This window comes from Actinopolyspora mortivallis (assembly GCF_003001495.1).
Lineage (GTDB): Bacteria > Actinomycetota > Actinomycetes > Mycobacteriales > Pseudonocardiaceae > Actinopolyspora > Actinopolyspora mortivallis_A.
The window spans coordinates 33,560-50,666 of sequence record NZ_PVSR01000030.1; the positions used below are offsets into that span (position 1 = coordinate 33,560).

General features: G+C 67.6%; 20 protein-coding genes. 19 read left to right on the forward strand and 1 reads right to left on the reverse strand.

Annotated features, from left to right (window positions below; translation table 11 throughout):
• Positions 1-40 precede the first annotated feature (40 nt).
• The 14 genes from CEP50_RS14980 to whiG all read left to right on the forward strand — a co-directional run bounded on the left by CEP50_RS14980 (position 41) and on the right by whiG (position 11,769).
• Positions 41-829: a CPBP family intramembrane glutamic endopeptidase gene (locus CEP50_RS14980; RefSeq protein ID WP_106114592.1), complete on the forward strand. Its 789-nt coding sequence runs from the start codon at positions 41-43 to the stop codon at positions 827-829.
• 223 nt (positions 830-1,052) lie between these two features.
• Entirely contained in the window at positions 1,053-1,505 is a 453-nt protein-coding gene (gene rpsP, locus CEP50_RS14985; RefSeq protein ID WP_026449128.1) for a 30S ribosomal protein S16, read from the forward strand.
• Positions 1,502-1,741: an RNA-binding protein gene (locus CEP50_RS14990; protein ID WP_019854865.1), complete on the forward strand. Its 240-nt coding sequence runs from the start codon at positions 1,502-1,504 to the stop codon at positions 1,739-1,741. Before rpsP ends, CEP50_RS14990 begins: the two co-directional genes overlap by 4 nt.
• 9 nt (positions 1,742-1,750) lie before the next feature.
• The gene (gene rimM / locus CEP50_RS14995) at positions 1,751-2,296 is read left to right on the forward strand and encodes a ribosome maturation factor RimM (RefSeq protein ID WP_106114575.1); all 546 of its coding nucleotides are present in this window, start codon (positions 1,751-1,753) and stop codon (positions 2,294-2,296) included.
• A gap of 74 nt (positions 2,297-2,370) precedes the next feature.
• Complete coding sequence (gene trmD, locus CEP50_RS15000) at positions 2,371-3,162, forward strand: tRNA (guanosine(37)-N1)-methyltransferase TrmD (RefSeq protein ID WP_106114576.1); 792 nt, start codon at positions 2,371-2,373, stop codon at positions 3,160-3,162.
• 371 nt (positions 3,163-3,533) lie between these two features.
• Complete coding sequence (gene rplS, locus CEP50_RS15005) at positions 3,534-3,890, forward strand: 50S ribosomal protein L19 (RefSeq protein WP_019854862.1); 357 nt, start codon at positions 3,534-3,536, stop codon at positions 3,888-3,890.
• 366 nt (positions 3,891-4,256) lie between these two features.
• Positions 4,257-5,204 carry a signal peptidase I gene (lepB, locus tag CEP50_RS15010; RefSeq protein ID WP_106114577.1) on the forward strand — a complete coding sequence of 316 codons (948 nt, stop codon included), beginning with the start codon at positions 4,257-4,259 and terminating at the stop codon, positions 5,202-5,204.
• A 2-nt stretch (positions 5,205-5,206) separates the two neighbouring features.
• Entirely contained in the window at positions 5,207-5,977 is a 771-nt protein-coding gene (locus CEP50_RS15015; protein ID WP_106114578.1) for a ribonuclease HII, read from the forward strand.
• A 33-nt stretch (positions 5,978-6,010) separates the two neighbouring features.
• Positions 6,011-6,334, forward strand: coding sequence for a DUF2469 domain-containing protein (locus tag CEP50_RS15020; RefSeq protein WP_019854859.1), 324 nt, complete (start codon positions 6,011-6,013; stop codon positions 6,332-6,334).
• Positions 6,335-6,706: 372 nt separating this feature from the next.
• Positions 6,707-7,105, forward strand: coding sequence for a YraN family protein (locus CEP50_RS15025; RefSeq protein ID WP_106114579.1), 399 nt, complete (start codon positions 6,707-6,709; stop codon positions 7,103-7,105).
• A gap of 2 nt (positions 7,106-7,107) precedes the next feature.
• Positions 7,108-8,631: a YifB family Mg chelatase-like AAA ATPase gene (locus tag CEP50_RS15030; protein ID WP_106114580.1), complete on the forward strand. Its 1,524-nt coding sequence runs from the start codon at positions 7,108-7,110 to the stop codon at positions 8,629-8,631.
• Positions 8,628-9,770, forward strand: a complete 1,143-nt coding sequence (gene dprA / locus CEP50_RS15035) for a DNA-processing protein DprA (RefSeq protein ID WP_106114581.1) — start codon at positions 8,628-8,630, stop codon at positions 9,768-9,770. Before CEP50_RS15030 ends, dprA begins: the two co-directional genes overlap by 4 nt.
• Positions 9,771-9,842: 72 nt before the next feature.
• The gene (locus tag CEP50_RS15040; RefSeq protein ID WP_106114582.1) at positions 9,843-10,811 is read left to right on the forward strand and encodes a tyrosine recombinase XerC; all 969 of its coding nucleotides are present in this window, start codon (positions 9,843-9,845) and stop codon (positions 10,809-10,811) included.
• A 112-nt stretch (positions 10,812-10,923) separates the two neighbouring features.
• The gene (gene whiG / locus CEP50_RS15045; RefSeq protein ID WP_219905496.1) at positions 10,924-11,769 is read left to right on the forward strand and encodes an RNA polymerase sigma factor WhiG; all 846 of its coding nucleotides are present in this window, start codon (positions 10,924-10,926) and stop codon (positions 11,767-11,769) included.
• A 35-nt stretch (positions 11,770-11,804) separates the two neighbouring features.
• Here whiG and CEP50_RS15050 read toward each other — a convergent pair whose 3' ends face one another.
• Positions 11,805-12,353, reverse strand: a complete 549-nt coding sequence (locus tag CEP50_RS15050; RefSeq protein WP_106114584.1) for a M23 family metallopeptidase — start codon at positions 12,351-12,353, stop codon at positions 11,805-11,807.
• Positions 12,354-12,851: 498 nt separating this feature from the next.
• Between CEP50_RS15050 and rpsB the strand changes: the two genes are divergently transcribed.
• The 5 genes from rpsB (at position 12,852) to CEP50_RS15075 (ending at position 17,062) form a co-directional block, all read left to right on the forward strand.
• Positions 12,852-13,682, forward strand: coding sequence for a 30S ribosomal protein S2 (gene rpsB / locus CEP50_RS15055; protein ID WP_019854852.1), 831 nt, complete (start codon positions 12,852-12,854; stop codon positions 13,680-13,682).
• 84 nt (positions 13,683-13,766) lie between these two features.
• Positions 13,767-14,582 (forward strand): translation elongation factor Ts, encoded by an 816-nt coding sequence (gene tsf / locus CEP50_RS15060; protein WP_106114585.1) that lies wholly within the window; start codon positions 13,767-13,769, stop codon positions 14,580-14,582.
• Between the two features lie 175 nt (positions 14,583-14,757).
• Positions 14,758-15,495 carry a UMP kinase gene (pyrH, locus tag CEP50_RS15065; RefSeq protein ID WP_026449123.1) on the forward strand — a complete coding sequence of 246 codons (738 nt, stop codon included), beginning with the start codon at positions 14,758-14,760 and terminating at the stop codon, positions 15,493-15,495.
• Positions 15,496-15,618: 123 nt separating this feature from the next.
• Positions 15,619-16,176: a ribosome recycling factor gene (frr, locus tag CEP50_RS15070; protein ID WP_019854849.1), complete on the forward strand. Its 558-nt coding sequence runs from the start codon at positions 15,619-15,621 to the stop codon at positions 16,174-16,176.
• Positions 16,177-16,216: 40 nt separating this feature from the next.
• A complete protein-coding gene (locus CEP50_RS15075; RefSeq protein WP_106114586.1) occupies positions 16,217-17,062 on the forward strand; it encodes a phosphatidate cytidylyltransferase in 846 nt (281 codons plus the stop codon).
• Positions 17,063-17,107: the final 45 nt, after the last annotated feature.

A 17,107-nucleotide genomic window follows, 5' to 3' on the forward strand; every position in this document is an offset into this window, starting at 1 on the left:
GTCGGTGCAACGGAGTCGAACAGACCGTACGGAGGTGTCCGTGGCCGCACCGCAGTCGCCGGAGAACGATCGTGGTGCGGGTCGGGGACGACCGGAGCGAGAGACCGGGGCTTCCGCCGACCCAAGAGGGTACCGGGCTCCTCGTTGGGGTTTCGGTGCCTTCTTCCTGGCCGAGGCCGTTTTCGTGTTGGTGTCCGTGGGACTGGCCGCCGCGTTCGGGGACTTCGGAAACGGTGGCTGGGTGGGGCCCACGTTCGTGCTGGTGCTGATGGCCCCGACCGTGTTGGCCGGTGTGGTCGCCGTGGCAGCGACCTTGGTGCGGGGAAACGGCCCCGTACGGGACTTCGGACTGCGGTGGCGCCGCTCCGACGTACGTATCGGCCTGGCGATCGGTCTGTGCGGCTTGGTGCTGAGTACCGTCGCCTCCGTGCTGTGGACGCGCTGGGTGGGTACGGAACAGGCCACCTCGGCGGTGGGCAGCCTGCTGGAGGACGTCGAGCTGTCCCCGGCGCTGGCCGTGATCATCTTCCTGCACGTGTGGTTGGTGGCCCCGGTCTGCGAGGAGCTGTTGTACCGGGGACTGCTGTGGGGGGCCATGGAACGGCTGCGGTTCAACCAGCTGACCGTGTTCCTGCTCACCACGGCGATATTCGCCATCGGCCACTTCGAGCCGACCCGAACGGTGCTGCTGCTCGTGATAGCCCTTCCGATAGGACTGGCACGGCTGATCACGGGAAGGTTGACTGCTAGCGTCGTGGCGCACCAGGTGAACAACTTTCTCCCCGCCCTGGGGCTGTTGCTCATGTCGTTGGGCCTGCTGCCCTCCTGAACAGGGCGTTTTCCCCCGTTCGGCGGTGTCGTCCGAGGGCTCGGAGGGCACCTCGCGAGGTTCGCCGGAGAGGGTCTGGCACAATGGGAAGTTGTTCGCCACGAGCGGGCTCTCTCACCGCTTCGTGGCTGGTCGAAGTAGGGGTTGTCCCGGCGTGTTTTGACATGGTTCGTCCGGGACGCTCACCGGAGCACGAACGAGAGTTTGAGGAGCACCACCACCCGTGGCAGTGAAGATCAAATTGATGCGGCTGGGCAAGATCCGCGAGCCGCACTACCGGATTGTCGTCGCGGACGCGAAGACTCGGCGTAACGGCCGGGACATCGAGACGATCGGTCAGTACCACCCGAAGCAGCAGCCGAGTCACATCCAGATCGACTCCGAGCGTGCGCAGTACTGGCTGAGTGTCGGCGCGCAGCCCACCGAGCGAGTGCAGCACCTGATGAAGGTCACCGGGGACTGGCAGAAGTTCAAGGGACTGCCCGGTTCCGAGGGCACCCTGAAGGAGCAGCCCGGCAAGAGGTCCAAGCAGGAGCTGTTCGAGGAGGCCCTGGCCGCCGCCGACACCGACTCGGGCTCCGAGGCCACCACCCCCAAGAAGAAGGGTGGCAAGAAGGCCGAGGCCGCTGCTGACAACGAGGAGAGCAAGGAGCAGTCCGGGGAAGGCCAGGAGTGACTGTCCTCGCGGACGCGTTGGAACACCTCGTGCGGGGAATCGTGGACAATCCCGACGAGGTGCGGGTCGAATCGTTGACGACGCGTCGCGGCCGCACACTGGAAGTGCACGTTAACCCCGAGGACCTGGGGAAGGTCATCGGGCGGGGCGGTCGCACCGCGACCGCGTTGCGCACTGTCATGTCCGGTGTCGGCGGCCGCGGGATCCGCGTCGACGTGGTGGACACCGATCGCTGAGCGGCGGTTATGGCTGAGCAGCAGGCTGCCCCACTGGTTGTCGGCCGTGTGGTGAAGCCGCACGGAGTGCGCGGCGAGTTCATGGTGGACGTCCGTTCGGACAGTCCGGATCGCCGGTTCGTGGCGGGGGCTGTTCTCGGTGTCGGAGGAAGGACCGGAGACGCTGTTCCCGAGTCGCTTGAGCTGGTGGCCGCCCGGTGGCACGCCGGGCGGCTGCTGGTGCGGGCCAGGGAGGTCTCCACTCGTGAGGGAGCGGAACGTCTCCGGGGCGCCCTGCTGACCGTGCGCCCCGAGGAGCTGGAACGCCCGGAGGATCCGGACGAGTTCCACGACCACCAGCTGGAGGGTCTGTCGGTCGAGCACACGGACGGGACGGTGGTCGGGACCGTGGCGGGAGTGGTGCACACCCCCGCCGGTGAGCTGCTCCGCGTCTCCGTGTCGGGTGAGCGGCGCGAGTCGTTGGTTCCTTTCGTGCACGACATCGTCGTCGAGGTGGACCTCGCGGCGGGGACCGTGCTCATCGATCCGCCCGAAGGGTTGCTCGACCCCTTCTGATCCCGTCCGTCCCGGACCGGCGGGACAGTGGGACGGTGTATCTCGTGTGACGAGCGCAGTGAGGGGCGGTCGCGATGCGGATCGACGTGGTGACGATCTTTCCCGAGTATCTCGCCCCGGTGCGGGAGGCGTTGCTGGGCAAGGCCATCGAGCGGGGAAGGATCTCCGTGAGCGTGCACGACCTGCGGGACTGGACGCACGACGTCCACCGCTCGGTGGACGACAGCCCGTACGGCGGTGGCCCGGGAATGGTGATGAAACCCACCGTGTGGGGTGAGGCCCTGGACAGCGTGTGCGTCGAGGGCGAGGGGCGGCCGAGGTTGGTCGTGCCGACCCCCGCCGGAAGACCCTTCGACCAGGAGACCGCGCGCCGGTGGTCCGGGGAGGGGCACCTGGTCTTCGCCTGCGGCCGTTACGAGGGCATCGATCAGCGGGTGGTCGAGGACGCCGCTCGTCGTATGCCGGTGGAGGAGGTTTCCATCGGTGACTACGTCCTGGTGGGCGGTGAGGTCGCCGCGTTGGTCATGATCGAGGCGGTGGCCCGACTGGTGCCCGGTGTGCTGGGCAACCCCGCCTCCGCCCAGCAGGACTCGTTCTCGGACGGACTGCTGGAGGGGCCGTGCTACACGCGTCCGGAGACCTGGCGAGGTTTGTCCGTGCCTGAGGTCCTGCTTTCCGGGGATCACGCGGCGGTGAGCCGCTGGCAGCGCGATCGCGGGATCGAGCGGACGGTTCGGCGGCGACCTGACCTGATCGAGCGGCTGTCCGCCGAGTGCCTGGACGAGCACGACCGTGCCGTGCTGGCTCGGTCGCAGGAGGCCGAGCAGCTCCCGGAGGAGGAGTCCTCCGCCTCCTCCGAGGTGTAGTACCCCGTCGCCGCTCCGCCTCGCCCGGGGTCTCTCTTCGGGGGAGGAGGCGGCCCTGGTTCGGGTGCGCGGGGGCGGCTGGTAAGCTCTTCCGAGAAGCAGTGCGGCCGGCCGGGTGGAGTGCCTGCCGGCGCCCGCGGATTTCCTGCTTCGGCAGGCGTCTTCCTCGCGGGACGAGGTGACGGAAAACGGCTCGATGACGACCCGCATCGCCCGGACGGCGAGGCCCGGGTCGCCACGGGTGGATCCGTGCAGTGGTCCTCGGCGGATCGCTGGGCGGGTCATCGGCCGCGACAGGAGTCGCGGTTCACGCGAACAGATTTCACTGTCGTGATCGAACGTTCAACGACACGGATGAGGACGGACCACCGATGAACAAGCTGGACGCGCTGGACGCCCAGTCGATGCGTTCCGACATCCCAGACTTCCGGCCCGGCGACACGCTGAAGGTCCACGTCCGCGTCATCGAGGGTTCGCGCGAGCGTGTCCAGGTCTTCCAAGGCGTCGTCATCCGTAGGCAGGGTGGCGGCATCCGGGAGACCTTCACCGTGCGCAAGGTCTCCTTCGGTGTCGGCGTGGAGCGTACCTTCCCGGTACACAGCCCGAACATTTCCAAGATCGAGGTCGCCTCTCGCGGTGACGTTCGACGGGCCAAGCTGTACTACCTGCGCGATCGCGTCGGTAAGGCCGCTCGGGTCAAGGAGAAGAAGCCCGCCAAGAACTCCTGAGGCGGGTCGGACGCACCGACGGCCACGGCAGGCCGGACGGATGACGGACCAAGCGGTGCACGATCCTGGGGACCCCGGGGTCGTGCACTTTTTGTGTCCCGGTTCTCCCGGTTTCTGCGGTGATGTCGAATCCGCCCGCTCGAATTCCCCTCCAATTCCTTCGATTGAGTGAAGTGATTTCCGGGAGTGTGATCTCGGGAATCCCGTCATCCCGTCGAGACCGCTCGGGCGGGAGACGCGTTCCCCTTCGGCTCCGGCGAAACCGCACCGCAGAGGCCCTTTCTCGGCGTTCCGCCCTCGACCGGATCGAACGGGTGGGGGCGGGGTGCGGAAACGTCCCGGTTCCGAGTCCAGTAGGCTGGCGGAGTGGCCGACGTCATGCGTTCTCCAGGACCGGACGAGGAGCCCGCGGAGGACCCCTCCGGGGAGGAAACAGCCGCCGAACGCGGTGACCGGACCTCTGACACGGGGACGGGTTCCGCCGGGAAGGGGAAAAAACGGAAAAAGGGGTCCTTCTGGTGGGAGCTGTTCGTTCTCGTGGGCACGGCACTGGTGCTGACCGTGCTGTTGCAGATGTTCGTGGCGCGCGTGTTCGTCATCCCCTCCCAGTCGATGATGGACACCCTGCACGGCTGCCCCGGCTGCAACAACGACCGGATTCTCGTCGACAAGATCACCTACCGCTTCAGCGACCCGCAGCCCGGTGACGTCGTCGTCTTCAGCGGACCGGACAGCTGGATGGAGGGCGAGTCGGGCGGAACGGAGTCGGCCAATCCCGTGGTGGGGTTCTTCCGGCGGGCCGGAGCGTTGCTGCACATCGTCAGCCCGGGCGAGAAGGACTTCGTGAAGAGGGTGATCGCCACCGGCGGACAGACGGTGGAGTGCTGTGACCCGCAGAACCGGGTGCTTGTCGACGGCCAACCGTTGGACGAGCCCTATATCCACTGGTCCGGCGAGTCCAGGACTCAGGAGGAGTTCGGCCCGGTGACGGTTCCCGAGGACCATCTGTGGGTGATGGGGGACAACAGGAACAACTCCCTGGACTCCCGGTACCAGGGCGGCGGAGGCCGTGCGGGGGCGGTTCCGGTCGACAACGTGATCGGGAAGGCACAGTTCGTCGTGCTGCCCCTGACGAGGTGGCAGAGCATTTACGAGGAGAATCCGCAGACGAGGGCCCTGGGGGCGGCGCCGGAGGGGGCGGCGAACTCCTCCGGGGCCGGAGGGCTCGGGTATCTGACCGTGGTGCCCGCCGCGTGGGCGGTTCGTCGCGGTTCCCCGTCGGTAACACGAGCGGACATTCGGGAGTATCACTGAGCGTGGGAGCGGAGCTCGCCGATCTGGAGTTGCCGCGGACCGTGGTTCGTCGGGACTCCGGCAGCTGGGCCTTGCAGAACGCTCTGGAACGTCGTGGGCTGGGTCCGGTCGTCGGGGTGGACGAGGCGGGACGTGGTGCGTGCGCGGGACCGTTGGTGGTGGCCGCGTGTTCCCTGCCTCGCAGGGACACGGGGCGTTTCGACGGACTGACCGACTCCAAACTGCTCACGGCACGCGCCAGACAGTGGTGGTTCGAGCGGATCGTGAACCTCGCCACGGGATACTGTATCGTTTCCGTGGAGCCGGAGGAGGTCGACGAACTGGGGGTTCAGACCGCGAACCTGGAGGGGATGCGCAGGGCCGTGGCCGGTCTGAGAGCGCACCCCGGCTACGTGCTCACGGACGGTTTCGAGGCCGGGGGGCTCGCGGCGCCGAGCGTGGCCGTCCGTAAGGGCGACCGTGTCGCGGCCTGCGTGGCGGCGGCCTCGGTGCTGGCGAAGGTCAGCAGAGACCGGATGATGGTCGCGTTGCACTCCCGGTTACCCGCTTATGATTTCGCTGGTCACAAGGGGTATTCGACGTCGGTTCACCAGCGTGCCCTTCGGGAGCACGGGCCGAGTGCGTACCACAGGTGGAGCTACTCCAACGTGCTGGAGGCCGCGAACGCGCACGGTATGTGTTCGCCGCGGGGGAAGCGTGCTCGTCGTGGATCGTTCGATGCTTTTGATCAGGATGTGATGGACAATGGAGATGCCGACGTTGGGCACCCGTAGGCCGACCAGTGACAGAGAAGGACTCGCACAGCCATGAGCGCCGAGGATCTCGAGAAGTACGAGACCGAGATGGAGCTGCAGCTCTACAAGGAGTACCGCGACATCGTCGGTCAGTTCACCTACGTGGTGGAGACCGAGCGGCGTTTCTACCTGGCCAACGGGGTGGACGTGCAGGTGCGGAACTCGGATACCGAGGTCTACTTCGAAGTGGCCATGTCGGATGCCTGGGTCTGGGACATGTACCGCCCCACCCGTTTCGTCAAGAACGTGCGGGTCATCACGTTCAAGGACGTCAACGTCGAGGAGCTCGACAAACCTGAGCTGCGCCTGCCGGACGGCGGCCCCCCGTTCAACTGAGCCGGTTCCGCTCCGGTCGCGACGTGGGCACGGGGTCGGGTGGTCGGCCGGGCCCCGGATCCGGAACCCGCTCCGCGTCGTCCGAGTGCGGGGTCCGAGCCGGGACGTGTCGGTGCGGGGCTCGTGTGTCCTCGCCCGCGTCCTTCGGACGTGCCCTCGTGTGTCGCTGGACTCCTTTCCCGCCGGGGCGGGTGCGCCGCCCCGGGTTTTTCGTCCTCCCCTTTCCGGGATCATCTCGTTCTCGATGCGGCGGGGAAACCGTCCACAACCGCCGGAATTTCTCCCCAGAAAGGTGCATCGACTCTGGTTCCTCTGTCGGTGTTCGCGGCACTGTGAAGTCGTCGCATCCGATCGGACCGGGGAGGATCCGTTATGCCGAAACCGATTGTGGGGGCTCTGTCCGACGACGACACCCACGGCCGCAGGCACGCGCTCGGGCGCGCAGGGGAACGACTGGCCGCCGAGTACCTGCGCCAACGGGGGTTGGTGGTGCTCGCGCGGAACTGGAGCTGCCCGCAGGGAGAACTGGACCTCGTCTGCACGGACGGACACAGTGTCGTGATCTGCGAGGTCAAGACCCGTTCGGGCATCGACTACGGCGCTCCGGTGGAGGCTGTCAGCCCGTACAAGGTACGCAGACTTCGCGACGCGGCCGCGGCCTGGCTGCGTGCCCATGACGTGCACAACTGTCCGGTGCGTTTCGACGTGGTCTCCGTGTTGTGGCCGCCCGGTGAACCGGTTCGCATCGAGCACCGGCAGGAGGTGTGCTGACGATGGGGCTGCGGACCACTCACGCGGTCGCCCTGTTCGGTGTGGACGGGGTGCTGGTCGAGATCGAGGCGGACGTCCGTTCCGGTGGGCTACCCGGCGTGCAGTTGCTGGGGCTTCCCGACGCGGCGTTGCAGGAGTCGAAGAACCGGGTACGCGCCGCGATCACCAACAGCGGGGAGTCCTGGCCGCAGTCCCACGTGACGCTGGCCCTCTCTCCGGCGGCGCTGCCCAAGACCGGAACCTCCTTCGACACGGCGTTGGCCGTGGCCGTGTTGGCGGCCACCGAGTGGATTCCGTACGCCCCTCTCGAGGGAACGGTGTTCTTCGGTGAATTGGCCCTGGACGGGCGTGTCCGCACGGTTGCCGGACTGCTTCCCGGGTTGCTGGCCGCCGCGGAGGGCGGGATGCGGCGTGCCGTGGTTCCCGCCGCCGGTCTGGCCGAGGCGCGTTCGGTGCCCGGTATCGAGGTTCTCGGGGCCGAGTCCCTCGGCGAGGTGGTTTCCTGGGCACGTGGTGAGGGGGATCTGCATCAGTGTCCCGCTGACGGGCCCCGGGAGGCCGCGGAGGACGTCACCGAGGAGGATCTCGCCGACGTGCGCGGACAACCGGAGGCACGTCGGGCTCTCGAGATAGCCGCGGCAGGCGGACATCACCTCCTGATGATCGGTCCTCCCGGAACGGGGAAGACCATGCTCGCTCGGCGGTTGTGCGGACTGCTTCCCGAGCTCTCGGCCGAAGAGGCGTTGGAAACCACGGCCATTCACTCCGTGGCGGGGGTGCTGCCCGAGGGAGGGGCACTGGTTCGTAGCGCTCCCTTCGTCGCACCGCACCATTCCGTCTCGGTGTCCGGGCTGATCGGAGGGGGAACCGGACTGGCGCGTCCCGGGGCGGTCAGTCGCGCCCACCGGGGTGTCCTGTTCGTGGACGAGGCCTGTGAGTTCGGGGCACAGCGGCTGGAGTCGTTGCGTACGGCGCTGGAAGAGGGGGAGGTGCGTATTTCCAGGAAGGACGGGACGCTGCGTTATCCGGCTCGGTTCCAGCTCGTCCTGGCCACCAACCCCTGCCCCTGCGCTCCCGCCCGTGAGCTCGACTGTCGCTGTACCTCGCAGGCACGGAGACGCTATCTGAACAAACTGTCCGGGCCGTTGCTGGATCGCACGGATCTGCGGGTGCGGATGCGGCCGGTGACCACCGGTGATCTGGTATCGGGCGGTGAACCGGAGACCTCGGCCCGGGTTCGTGCTCGCGTCTCGCGAGCGCGGGAGGCCGCCGCACACCGCTGGCGAGAGTACGGCTGGCGGACGAACTCCGAGGTTCCGGGGCCGAAACTTCGCGGGGAGTTCGCATTGCCCGGAACAACGACAGCTCTGGTGGACCGGGGACTGGACACGGGGGCGCTGACCGCGCGGGGAGCCGACCGGTGCCTCCGGGTTGCCTGGACGTTGAGCGACCTGGAGGGGGCGGAACGGCCGGAGGCCGAGCATGTGGCCGCGGCTCTGCAGTTCCGGGAAAGGCCGGTGGTATGAACGCCGGCTCCGTACCGGACGAGCAGACGCTCGTGGCCAGGGCCTATCTCTGTGCCGTGGCTGAGCCTCCCGCTCCGGCGCTGAGCCGTTTCACCGCCGAACGTGGCCCGGTCGAAGCGGCCGAGGCGGTGTACGAGGGGGACGTCGACCGGGCTGTGGGTCGGGAGGTGGAGGCCAGGAGGACCCGTGTCTCGGGGCGGAAACTGCTGGAACTGGCACGACGGGAGGGAGTGCGACTGCTCGTCCCGGAACACCCCGAGTGGCCGGTCGGGAGCATGGAGGCGTTGGCGGGGGCCACCAGCGTGGGATTGGAGGGGCTCGCAGAACCACTGGCCTTGTGGTGTCGGGGCGCCGGGGAGACGAATCTTTCCTCGCGTTTCGTGTCGATCGTGGGGACCCGGGCGGCCACGGGCTACGGGGAGAGTCTGGCCGCCGAACTCGCGTACGGGGTGGCCTCAGCGGGCGTGGGGGTGGTCTCGGGGGCCGCTCACGGAGTGGACGGAGCCGCCCACCGGGGAGCGTTGGCCGCCCGGGGAAGGACCGTCGCCGTCCTCGCGTGCGGTCCGGAACGGGACTACCCGGCCTCCCACGCCCGGTTGTTGGGCGAGATCGCCGAACGGGGAGTCGTTCTCAGCGAGTACCCGCCGGGGGTGCTGCCACGCAAACATCGTTTTCTGGTGCGCAACAGACTGATCGCCGCCCTGGGGAGAGCAACGGTGGTGGTGGAGGCGGGGGCGCGCAGCGGGGCGGCCAACACGGCTGCCGCCGCGGACAGCCTGGGGTGTCCCGTCATGGCGGTTCCCGGGCCGGTCACCTCGGCGAGTTCCGTCGGCTGCCATGAGTTGATCCGTTCGGGACGGGGAATTCTGGTCACCGGGGCGGACGAGGTGTTGGAGGCCGTGGTGGGGCTGGGAGAGGGAGACGATCCCTCCCGACAGACGCGGCACCGTGCCACGGACCGTCTCGACACGACCTCCAGGGTGGTGTGTGACGCACTTCGTTCGGACCGCCCCAGGCAGACAGAGCAGCTCGCTCTCGAGACCGGCTTTCCGGAGAGGACCGTCCTCGCCTGCCTGAACGCGCTCGAAATGTCCGGTTTCGCACGTTTCGCGGACGAAGGATGGACACGCTGCGAGTAGTGACGAACCGGGCGCGTATCGTGGCGATGTGCTACTTGACCCAGGTGGAGCCGAGCAGCAATGTCACTTGGCATGAACAGGACGAGTTCCGAGCGCCCGGACGCGTCAGCGAGGCGTGATCGGCTTTCCGAGGAGGCCGCGGATGCGGTCGAGCGGTTCGAACGACACGCTCGCTGGGAACGCGGGATGTCCGCGCACACCGTGCGGGCCTACGTCTCCGATGTCGTGTCCCTGCTCACTCATGTCGAGAAGGAGAACGAGAACGACAGGGGCGTCGCAGGGCTCGACGCGGCCGCACTGCGTGCCTGGTTGGCTGCCGAGCACGACAGAGGGGCGGGCAGGGCCACGCTGGCGCGCAGGGCCGCCTCGGCCCGAGCGTTCACGGCCTGGGCGCACGCTCGGGGGCTCCTGGAGGTCGATCCGGGTCCGCGGCTTTCCACGCCGAAACGGCCTCGACGACTTCCTTCCGTGTTGCGCAGGGACCAGGCCGAGTCGATGTTGGACTCCTCCGAGGACGGAGTTCGGGCGGAGGACCCCGTGGCGCTGCGTGACCACGCGGTGCTGGAGTTGCTCTACGCCACCGGCGTACGGGTCTCGGAGCTGTGCGGACTTGATCACGGGGATGTCGACCACGAGCGCTGTGTGCTGCGAGTGGTGGGCAAGGGGGACAAGCAGCGGACAGTCCCCTTCGGAGTCCCGGCCGCTCGTGCCCTCGAACACTGGTTGGGGCAGGGACGTCCGGCCCTGGCGCGTTCCGGTTCCGGCGACGCGCTTTTTCTCGGCGTACGAGGTGGGCGGTTGAACCCCCGCACCGCCCGTCGAATCGTGTACGAATCAGCCGGTGCCGTGCGGGGCGCTCCGAGGATCGGTCCCCACGGTCTGCGGCACTCCACCGCCACACACCTTCTGGAAGGTGGAGCCGACCTGCGTAGCGTACAGGAGTTGCTCGGTCACGCTACGCTTTCGACGACTCAGCTCTACACTCACGTGACCGTCGAACGGTTGAAGGCGATCCATGAGCGAACCCACCCCCGTTCCTGACGAAGCCGGGGGCGAAGCCCGAGCGGCGAGCGCGCGATCCGGCTCGAGAACACGCAGTCAGGCAGGAAAGTCACGTCCACGCCGGTGGGAGGACCGTGGACATCCCGGCAGCGTGTCCCGGCTCGATCCGGTGTTCCGCGGCTCTCGCTGGCTCCAGGGCGACCTGTCCCCGGAGGCCCCTTCCGAGCGTGACGGTGAGGACGTGGAGGCGGGCATCGCTGCCCTGTGGCACGCGTTCGGCCAGAGCCGTGACCAGAAGCTCCGGGACCGGTTGGTGCTGCACTACGCGCCGCTCGTGAAGTACGTGGCCGGACGTGTGGGGACGGGACTGCCCGCGCACGTGGAGGTCTCCGACCTCATCCAGTCCGGGGTCTTCGGTCTCGTCGACGCGATCGAGAAGTTCGAACCCGAACGCGGTCTCAAGTTCGAGACGTACGCGATGCAGCGTATTCGGGGAGCGATACTCGATGACCTCCGTGCCCAGGACTGGGTGCCCCGTTCGGTGCGGAGCAGGGCGCGGGACGTGGAACGCGCGTTGGAACGTCTGGAGGCGAAGTTGCAGCGCAGCGCCACCGACGCGGAACTGGCCGCCGAGCTCTCTCTGAGCACGGAGGAGCTGCGCGAGCTCTTCGCCCAGCTCCAGATGACCAGTGTCGTCGCCCTCGACGATCTCATCGGCGTGGGCAGAGGGACGGCTTCCCTGGCGGAGACGCTTCCGGACGAGCGGGCCGAGGACCCGGTCAACACGCTGGTGGACAGGGACAGCAGGCGTCAGCTGGCCGAGGCCGTGGAACGGCTCAGTGACCGGGATCGCATCGTGGTGACCCTGTACTACTTCGAGAACCTGACACTCGCGGAGATCGGCAAGGTGCTGGGGGTGACCGAGTCCCGGGTCTGCCAGTTGCACACGAGGGCGGTGTTGCGGTTGCGTGGCAAGCTCACCGAGGTGAACAACTGAGAAATGAGCTCGGAAGAAGGGTGCCCCCGGGGGCGTCACCACGGCAGCAGCCGTACTTCCGGGGCGGGCAGCGCGCGCAGGGGGTCGAAGTACTCGTCTCCCCGTCGCAGTCCCCAGTGCAGGCAGGCCTCCGGCGGGTTCGCGGGACAGCCCGGGTGTCCTCCCGCGAGACGTCCGAGGGCCTGTCCCCGGGCGACCCGTTCGCCCGGGCTGACCGTCGGTCGGACCGGTTCGTAGGTCGTCCGTGTTCCGTTCCGGTGCTCGACGGAGACCACGGGGCGGTCCACCACGTTTCCCGCGTGGACCACGACTCCGGCTGCGGCCGCGTGGACGTGTTGTCCGGCTCGCCCGAGAAGGTCGACTCCGCGGTGTCCCGGGCCGTAGTACCCGGCCGGAAGGTGAAAATTGTTTGCTATTCCGGAGGAGCTCGACAGCGGAGGTGACAGGCTTCCCGCCACGGGCGCGGCGTGTGCCGCGGTGCTCGTGGGAGAGGGGGCGCCGGGAACGGCGTTTCCGGGAAAGCGGACTCCGAGAGCGGTGATCGTGGCCGCCGAGCCCAGTGCGAGGAGACGGAGGGGGCGCATGGGGGCGACGCTGTCAGAAGCGCCGGACCCGAACCACGGTGTCTCTCGCTTCCGGTGGACAAACCGGGGTGGTTGGGGAAACGGTCACCGCGCTTCTGACGGTCGGGGGCGTGGCGTATACTCGACGGCGCGATTCGCCAGGTGCGAGTCGACTTCGCGTGCGCGCGTGTCGACCTGCTCACGACGGTACTCGGTCAGCGGAGACCGTCCGGAGTCCGATTCGCCGACAGTTCTCGTTCGGTTCGAGTCGACGGGGCTGCGGTGGTTACCGACCACTTCCGGGCGTGACGGGCTGCCAGGTGGAGCCGGCAGTCCTTCCGGTGGCTTCAGGAGAGCTGGTGAGACGGTCGTACGGAGCCGTCAACGGTCCCGGATTCCGTGGTTTTCGGGCGATGGCCTCCGGCGCGTACCAGGGCGGTGGGGCGTCCGGCCCTTCCGCGGCAACCGAAACCGCGCGTCGACACCGACGCGCCCGACACGTGAGGTGCGAATCAGGCTATGGCCGTCGTCACCATGAAGCAGCTGCTCGACAGTGGCGTGCATTTCGGGCACCAGACCCGTCGCTGGAACCCGAAGATGAAGCGCTACATCTTCACCGAGCGCAACGGCATCTACATCATCGACCTGCAGAAGACGCTGTCGTACATCGACGGGGCCTACGACTTCGTCAAGCAGACCGTCGCCCACGGGGGAACCGTCCTTTTCGTGGGGACGAAGAAGCAGGCCCAGGAGGCCATCGCCGAGCAGGCCCAACGGGTCGGCATGCCCTTCGTCAACCAGCGCTGGCTGGGAGGGATGCTCACCAACTTCCAGACCGTGCACCGCAGGTTGCAGCGTCTCAAGGAGCTGGAGACGATGGAGCAGACCGGCGGTTTCGAGGGTCGCACCAAGAAGGAGATCTTGATGCTGACCCGCGAGAAGGAGAAGTTGGAGCGGACCCTCGGGGGTATCCGCGACATGTCCAAGGTCCCGAGCGCCATCTGGATCGTGGACACCAAGAAGGAGCACATCGCGGTCAGCGAGGCCAAGAAACTGGGTATCCCGGTCGTGGCGATCCTCGACACCAACTGCGACCCGGACGAGGTGGACTACCCCATCCCCGGTAACGACGACGCGATCCGTTCCGCTTCCATGCTGACCAGGGTGGTCGCCGACGGCGTCGCGGAGGGCCTGATGGCTCGGAGCGGACGTGGCGAGGGTGCCGAGTCCGGGGAGTCCCAGAGCTCCGAGGAACCGCTCGCCGAGTGGGAGAAGGAGCTGCTGACCAGCTCCGGTGACTCGGAGGAGACGGCGAACTCCGAGGTGAGCGAGCAGCCCGCGCAGTCTTGACCGGTCGGGCGCACCCGGCGCGGGCCGGGTGCGCCCCTCGGTACTTCCGTTCCCCAGAACTCCGACGAGGATGGACGACGCACCATGGCGAACTACAGTGCGGCCGATGTGAAGCGTCTTCGCGAGATCACCGGCTCCGGCATGATGGACTGCAAGAAGGCGCTCGAGGAGAGCGAGGGCAACTTCGACAAGGCGATCGAGAACCTCCGCATCAAGGGTGCCAAGGACGTGGGCAAGCGCGCCGAGCGTTCCACGGCCGAGGGACTGGTCGCCGGTGGCAACGGGGTGCTGCTCGAGCTGAACAGCGAGACCGACTTCGTGGCCAAGAACGAGGAGTTCGTCGAGCTGGCCGACAGGATCGTGGAGGCGGCCAAGGCCACCAACTCCTCCGACGTGGAGACCGTCAAGCAGGCTCCCCTCGGGGACAGCACGGTCGGTAACGCCATCCACGACCTCTCCGCCAAGATCGGCGAGAAACTCGAACTGCGTCGGGTCAGCGTCTTCGACGGACAGGTGGCCACCTACCTGCACCGCCGGGCGGCGGGACTGCCTCCGGCCGTGGGGGTTCAGGTGGAGTACACCGGCTCCGACGAGGAGGCCGCCCGCGGCGTGGCCATGCAGATCGCCGCTCTCAAGCCGCAGTACCTGTCCAAGGACGACGTCCCCGAGGACATCGTCGCCAACGAGCGCAGGATCGCCGAGGAGACCGCGCGCGCCGAGGGCAAGCCGGAACAGGCCATGCCCAAGATCATCGAGGGCAGGATCAACGGTTTCTACAAGGACAACGTGCTGCTCGAACAGCCCTCGGTGCAGGACAACAAGCGGACGGTCCGGGACCTGCTCGAGGAGGCCGGAATCAGCGTCACGCGCTTCACCAGGTTCGAGGTCGGCCAGGCCTGATCGCTCCTGCTGTGGATCCGCTCCCGTCGCCGTGCACGCTGCGGATCCCGCAGTCAACATGTGAACCGGAGCACTCCGGTTCCTTCCGGAGCGGTCCGCGAGAGTCGATGTCCGCGCCCCGCCTTCGTTCTCGGAGGGCGGGGCGCTTTCTCAGGAGGAACGAGTGACTGACGGCATATCCGTTGGGCAGACGGGCGAGAGTGGTTACCGGCGGGTGTTGCTCAAGCTCGGCGGCGAGATGTTCGGCGGCGGCAGTGTCGGCGTGGACCCGGATGTCGTCGGCACGATCGCACGGCAGCTCGCCGAGGTGGTCGCCAATGGCGTGGAAGTCGCGGTGGTCATCGGAGGGGGAAACTTCTTCCGCGGGGCCGAGCTGCAACAGCGCGGTATGGAACGGGCCCGCGGGGACTACATGGCGATGCTGGGCACCACGATGAACTGCCTGGCGCTGCAGGACTTCCTCGAACGTGAACACGGCATCGACACCCGCGTGATGACCGCCATCAGCATGGGGCAGGTCGCCGAACCCTACATTCCCCGCCGGGCCAGCCGCCACCTGGAGAAGGGACGGGTCGTGATCTTCGGCGCGGGGACGGGAATGCCGTACTTCTCCACCGACACGGCCGCGGCCCAGCGTGCCCTGGAGATCGGCGCCGAGGTGGTGCTGATGGCGAAGGCCGTCGACGGGGTGTACTCCGCGGATCCGCGGACCACGCCCTCGGCGGAGCTCTTCGAGAACATCACGCATCGCGAGGTGTTGGAACGCGGGCTCAAGGTGGCCGACGCGACCGCGTTCAGTCTGTGCATGGACAATCACATGCGGATCCTGGTCTTCAACCTTCTCGTGGAAGGCAACATCGCGCGTGCTGCCAGCGGTGCGAAAATCGGAACACTGGTCAGCACCCCCGGGTAGCCGTCCGGTGCGGGTCTGTTTGGGATCCTGTCCGGGCTGGTTCGGTACGCACCGGGCCGAGTGAGTACGACCCGTATCGACAAATCCGTCGGAGCCTGCCGGGCCCACACCGAAGGAGCAGCCGTGATCGACGAGACCCTTCTCGAAGCCGAGGAGAAGATGCAGAAGGCGGTGGCGGTGGCCAAGGACGACCTGGCCACCGTCCGCACCGGCCGTGCGAATCCCGCGATGTTCTCCGGCATCGTCGTGGACTACTACGGTTCGCCGACACCGCTGAACCAACTGGCGAGCATCAGTGTGCCCGAGGCCAGGCTGGTGGTCATCAAGCCGTACGATGCGAGCCAGCTCGGCGCCATGGAGCGTGCGGTCCGGGATTCGAACCTGGGAGTCAACCCGAGCAACGACGGCAAGGTCATCCGGGTGCAGGTTCCGCAGTTGACCGAGGAACGCCGCAAGGAGATGGTCAAGCTCGTCAAGCAGAAGGGCGAGGACGCCCGGATCACCCTGCGTAGTCTGCGGCGCAAGGCCAAGGAGGAGATCGACAGGACCGTCAAGGACGGCGAGGTCGGCGAGGACGAGGGCACGCGCGGGGAGAAGGAGCTGGAGAACATCACCCACCGCTACGTCGCCCAGGTTGACGAGTTGGTCAAGAACAAGGAATCGGAACTGCTCGAGGTCTGAAGACGTGGTGACGGCTGGCCAGCGCGAAGGTGAGTCCGGAATGTCGACCGATGTGCCGGACGGAGCCGCACGTCCTTCCCGAGCGGGCAGGAACCTGCCCGCCGCGCTGGCGGTCGGCTTGTTGCTGGGCGCGGGCGTGGTTACCGCCCTGCTGACCTATCGCCAGTCGTTCATCGGCATCGTGGCGCTGGCCTGCGCTCTTTCCACCGTCGAGCTGGCGGGGGCGCTTCGACGGGGCGCGGGTGTCCGACTGGCGTTGCCACCGGTTCTGCTGGGGGGCCAGGCCATGATCTGGTTGTCGTGGCCGTTCGAGCTGTCCGGCGTACTGGTGGCTTTCGCCATCACGACCCTGGGATGTCTGGCCTGGCGCGTCCGGCTGGGGGTGTCCGGATACCTCCGGGACGTCACGGCTTCGGTGTTCACCAGCGCCTACGTGTCGATGTTCGCCGCTTTCGCCGCGATGCTGGTGTTGCCTGCCGACGGTGGGTTCCGGGGGTTGTGTTTCCTGATCGGTGTGGTCGCCTCGGACACGGGGGGCTACGCCTCGGGCGTGTTCTTCGGGCGCCACCCCATGGCACCCCGGGTGAGTCCCAACAAGTCCTGGGAGGGATTCGCGGGTTCGCTGCTGGCCGGGTTGGTGGCCGGAGTGCTGTCGGTGCCGCTGCTGCTCGGAGGCCCCTGGTGGGTGGGAGCGTTCTTCGGGGTGGCGATCGTGTGCAGCTCGACTCTCGGGGACCTGATGGAGTCGCTGATCAAACGTGATCTGGCCATCAAGGACATGGGCACCCTGCTGCCGGGGCACGGGGGCCTCATGGACCGGATGGACTCGTTACTGCCTTCCGCCGTGGTCGCCTGGAGCACGCTGTTCTGGTTCCTTCCGGCCTGAACCGTCTCGCCTCGGGGGTACGGCGCCGTGTGCGGTCCCGGGGAT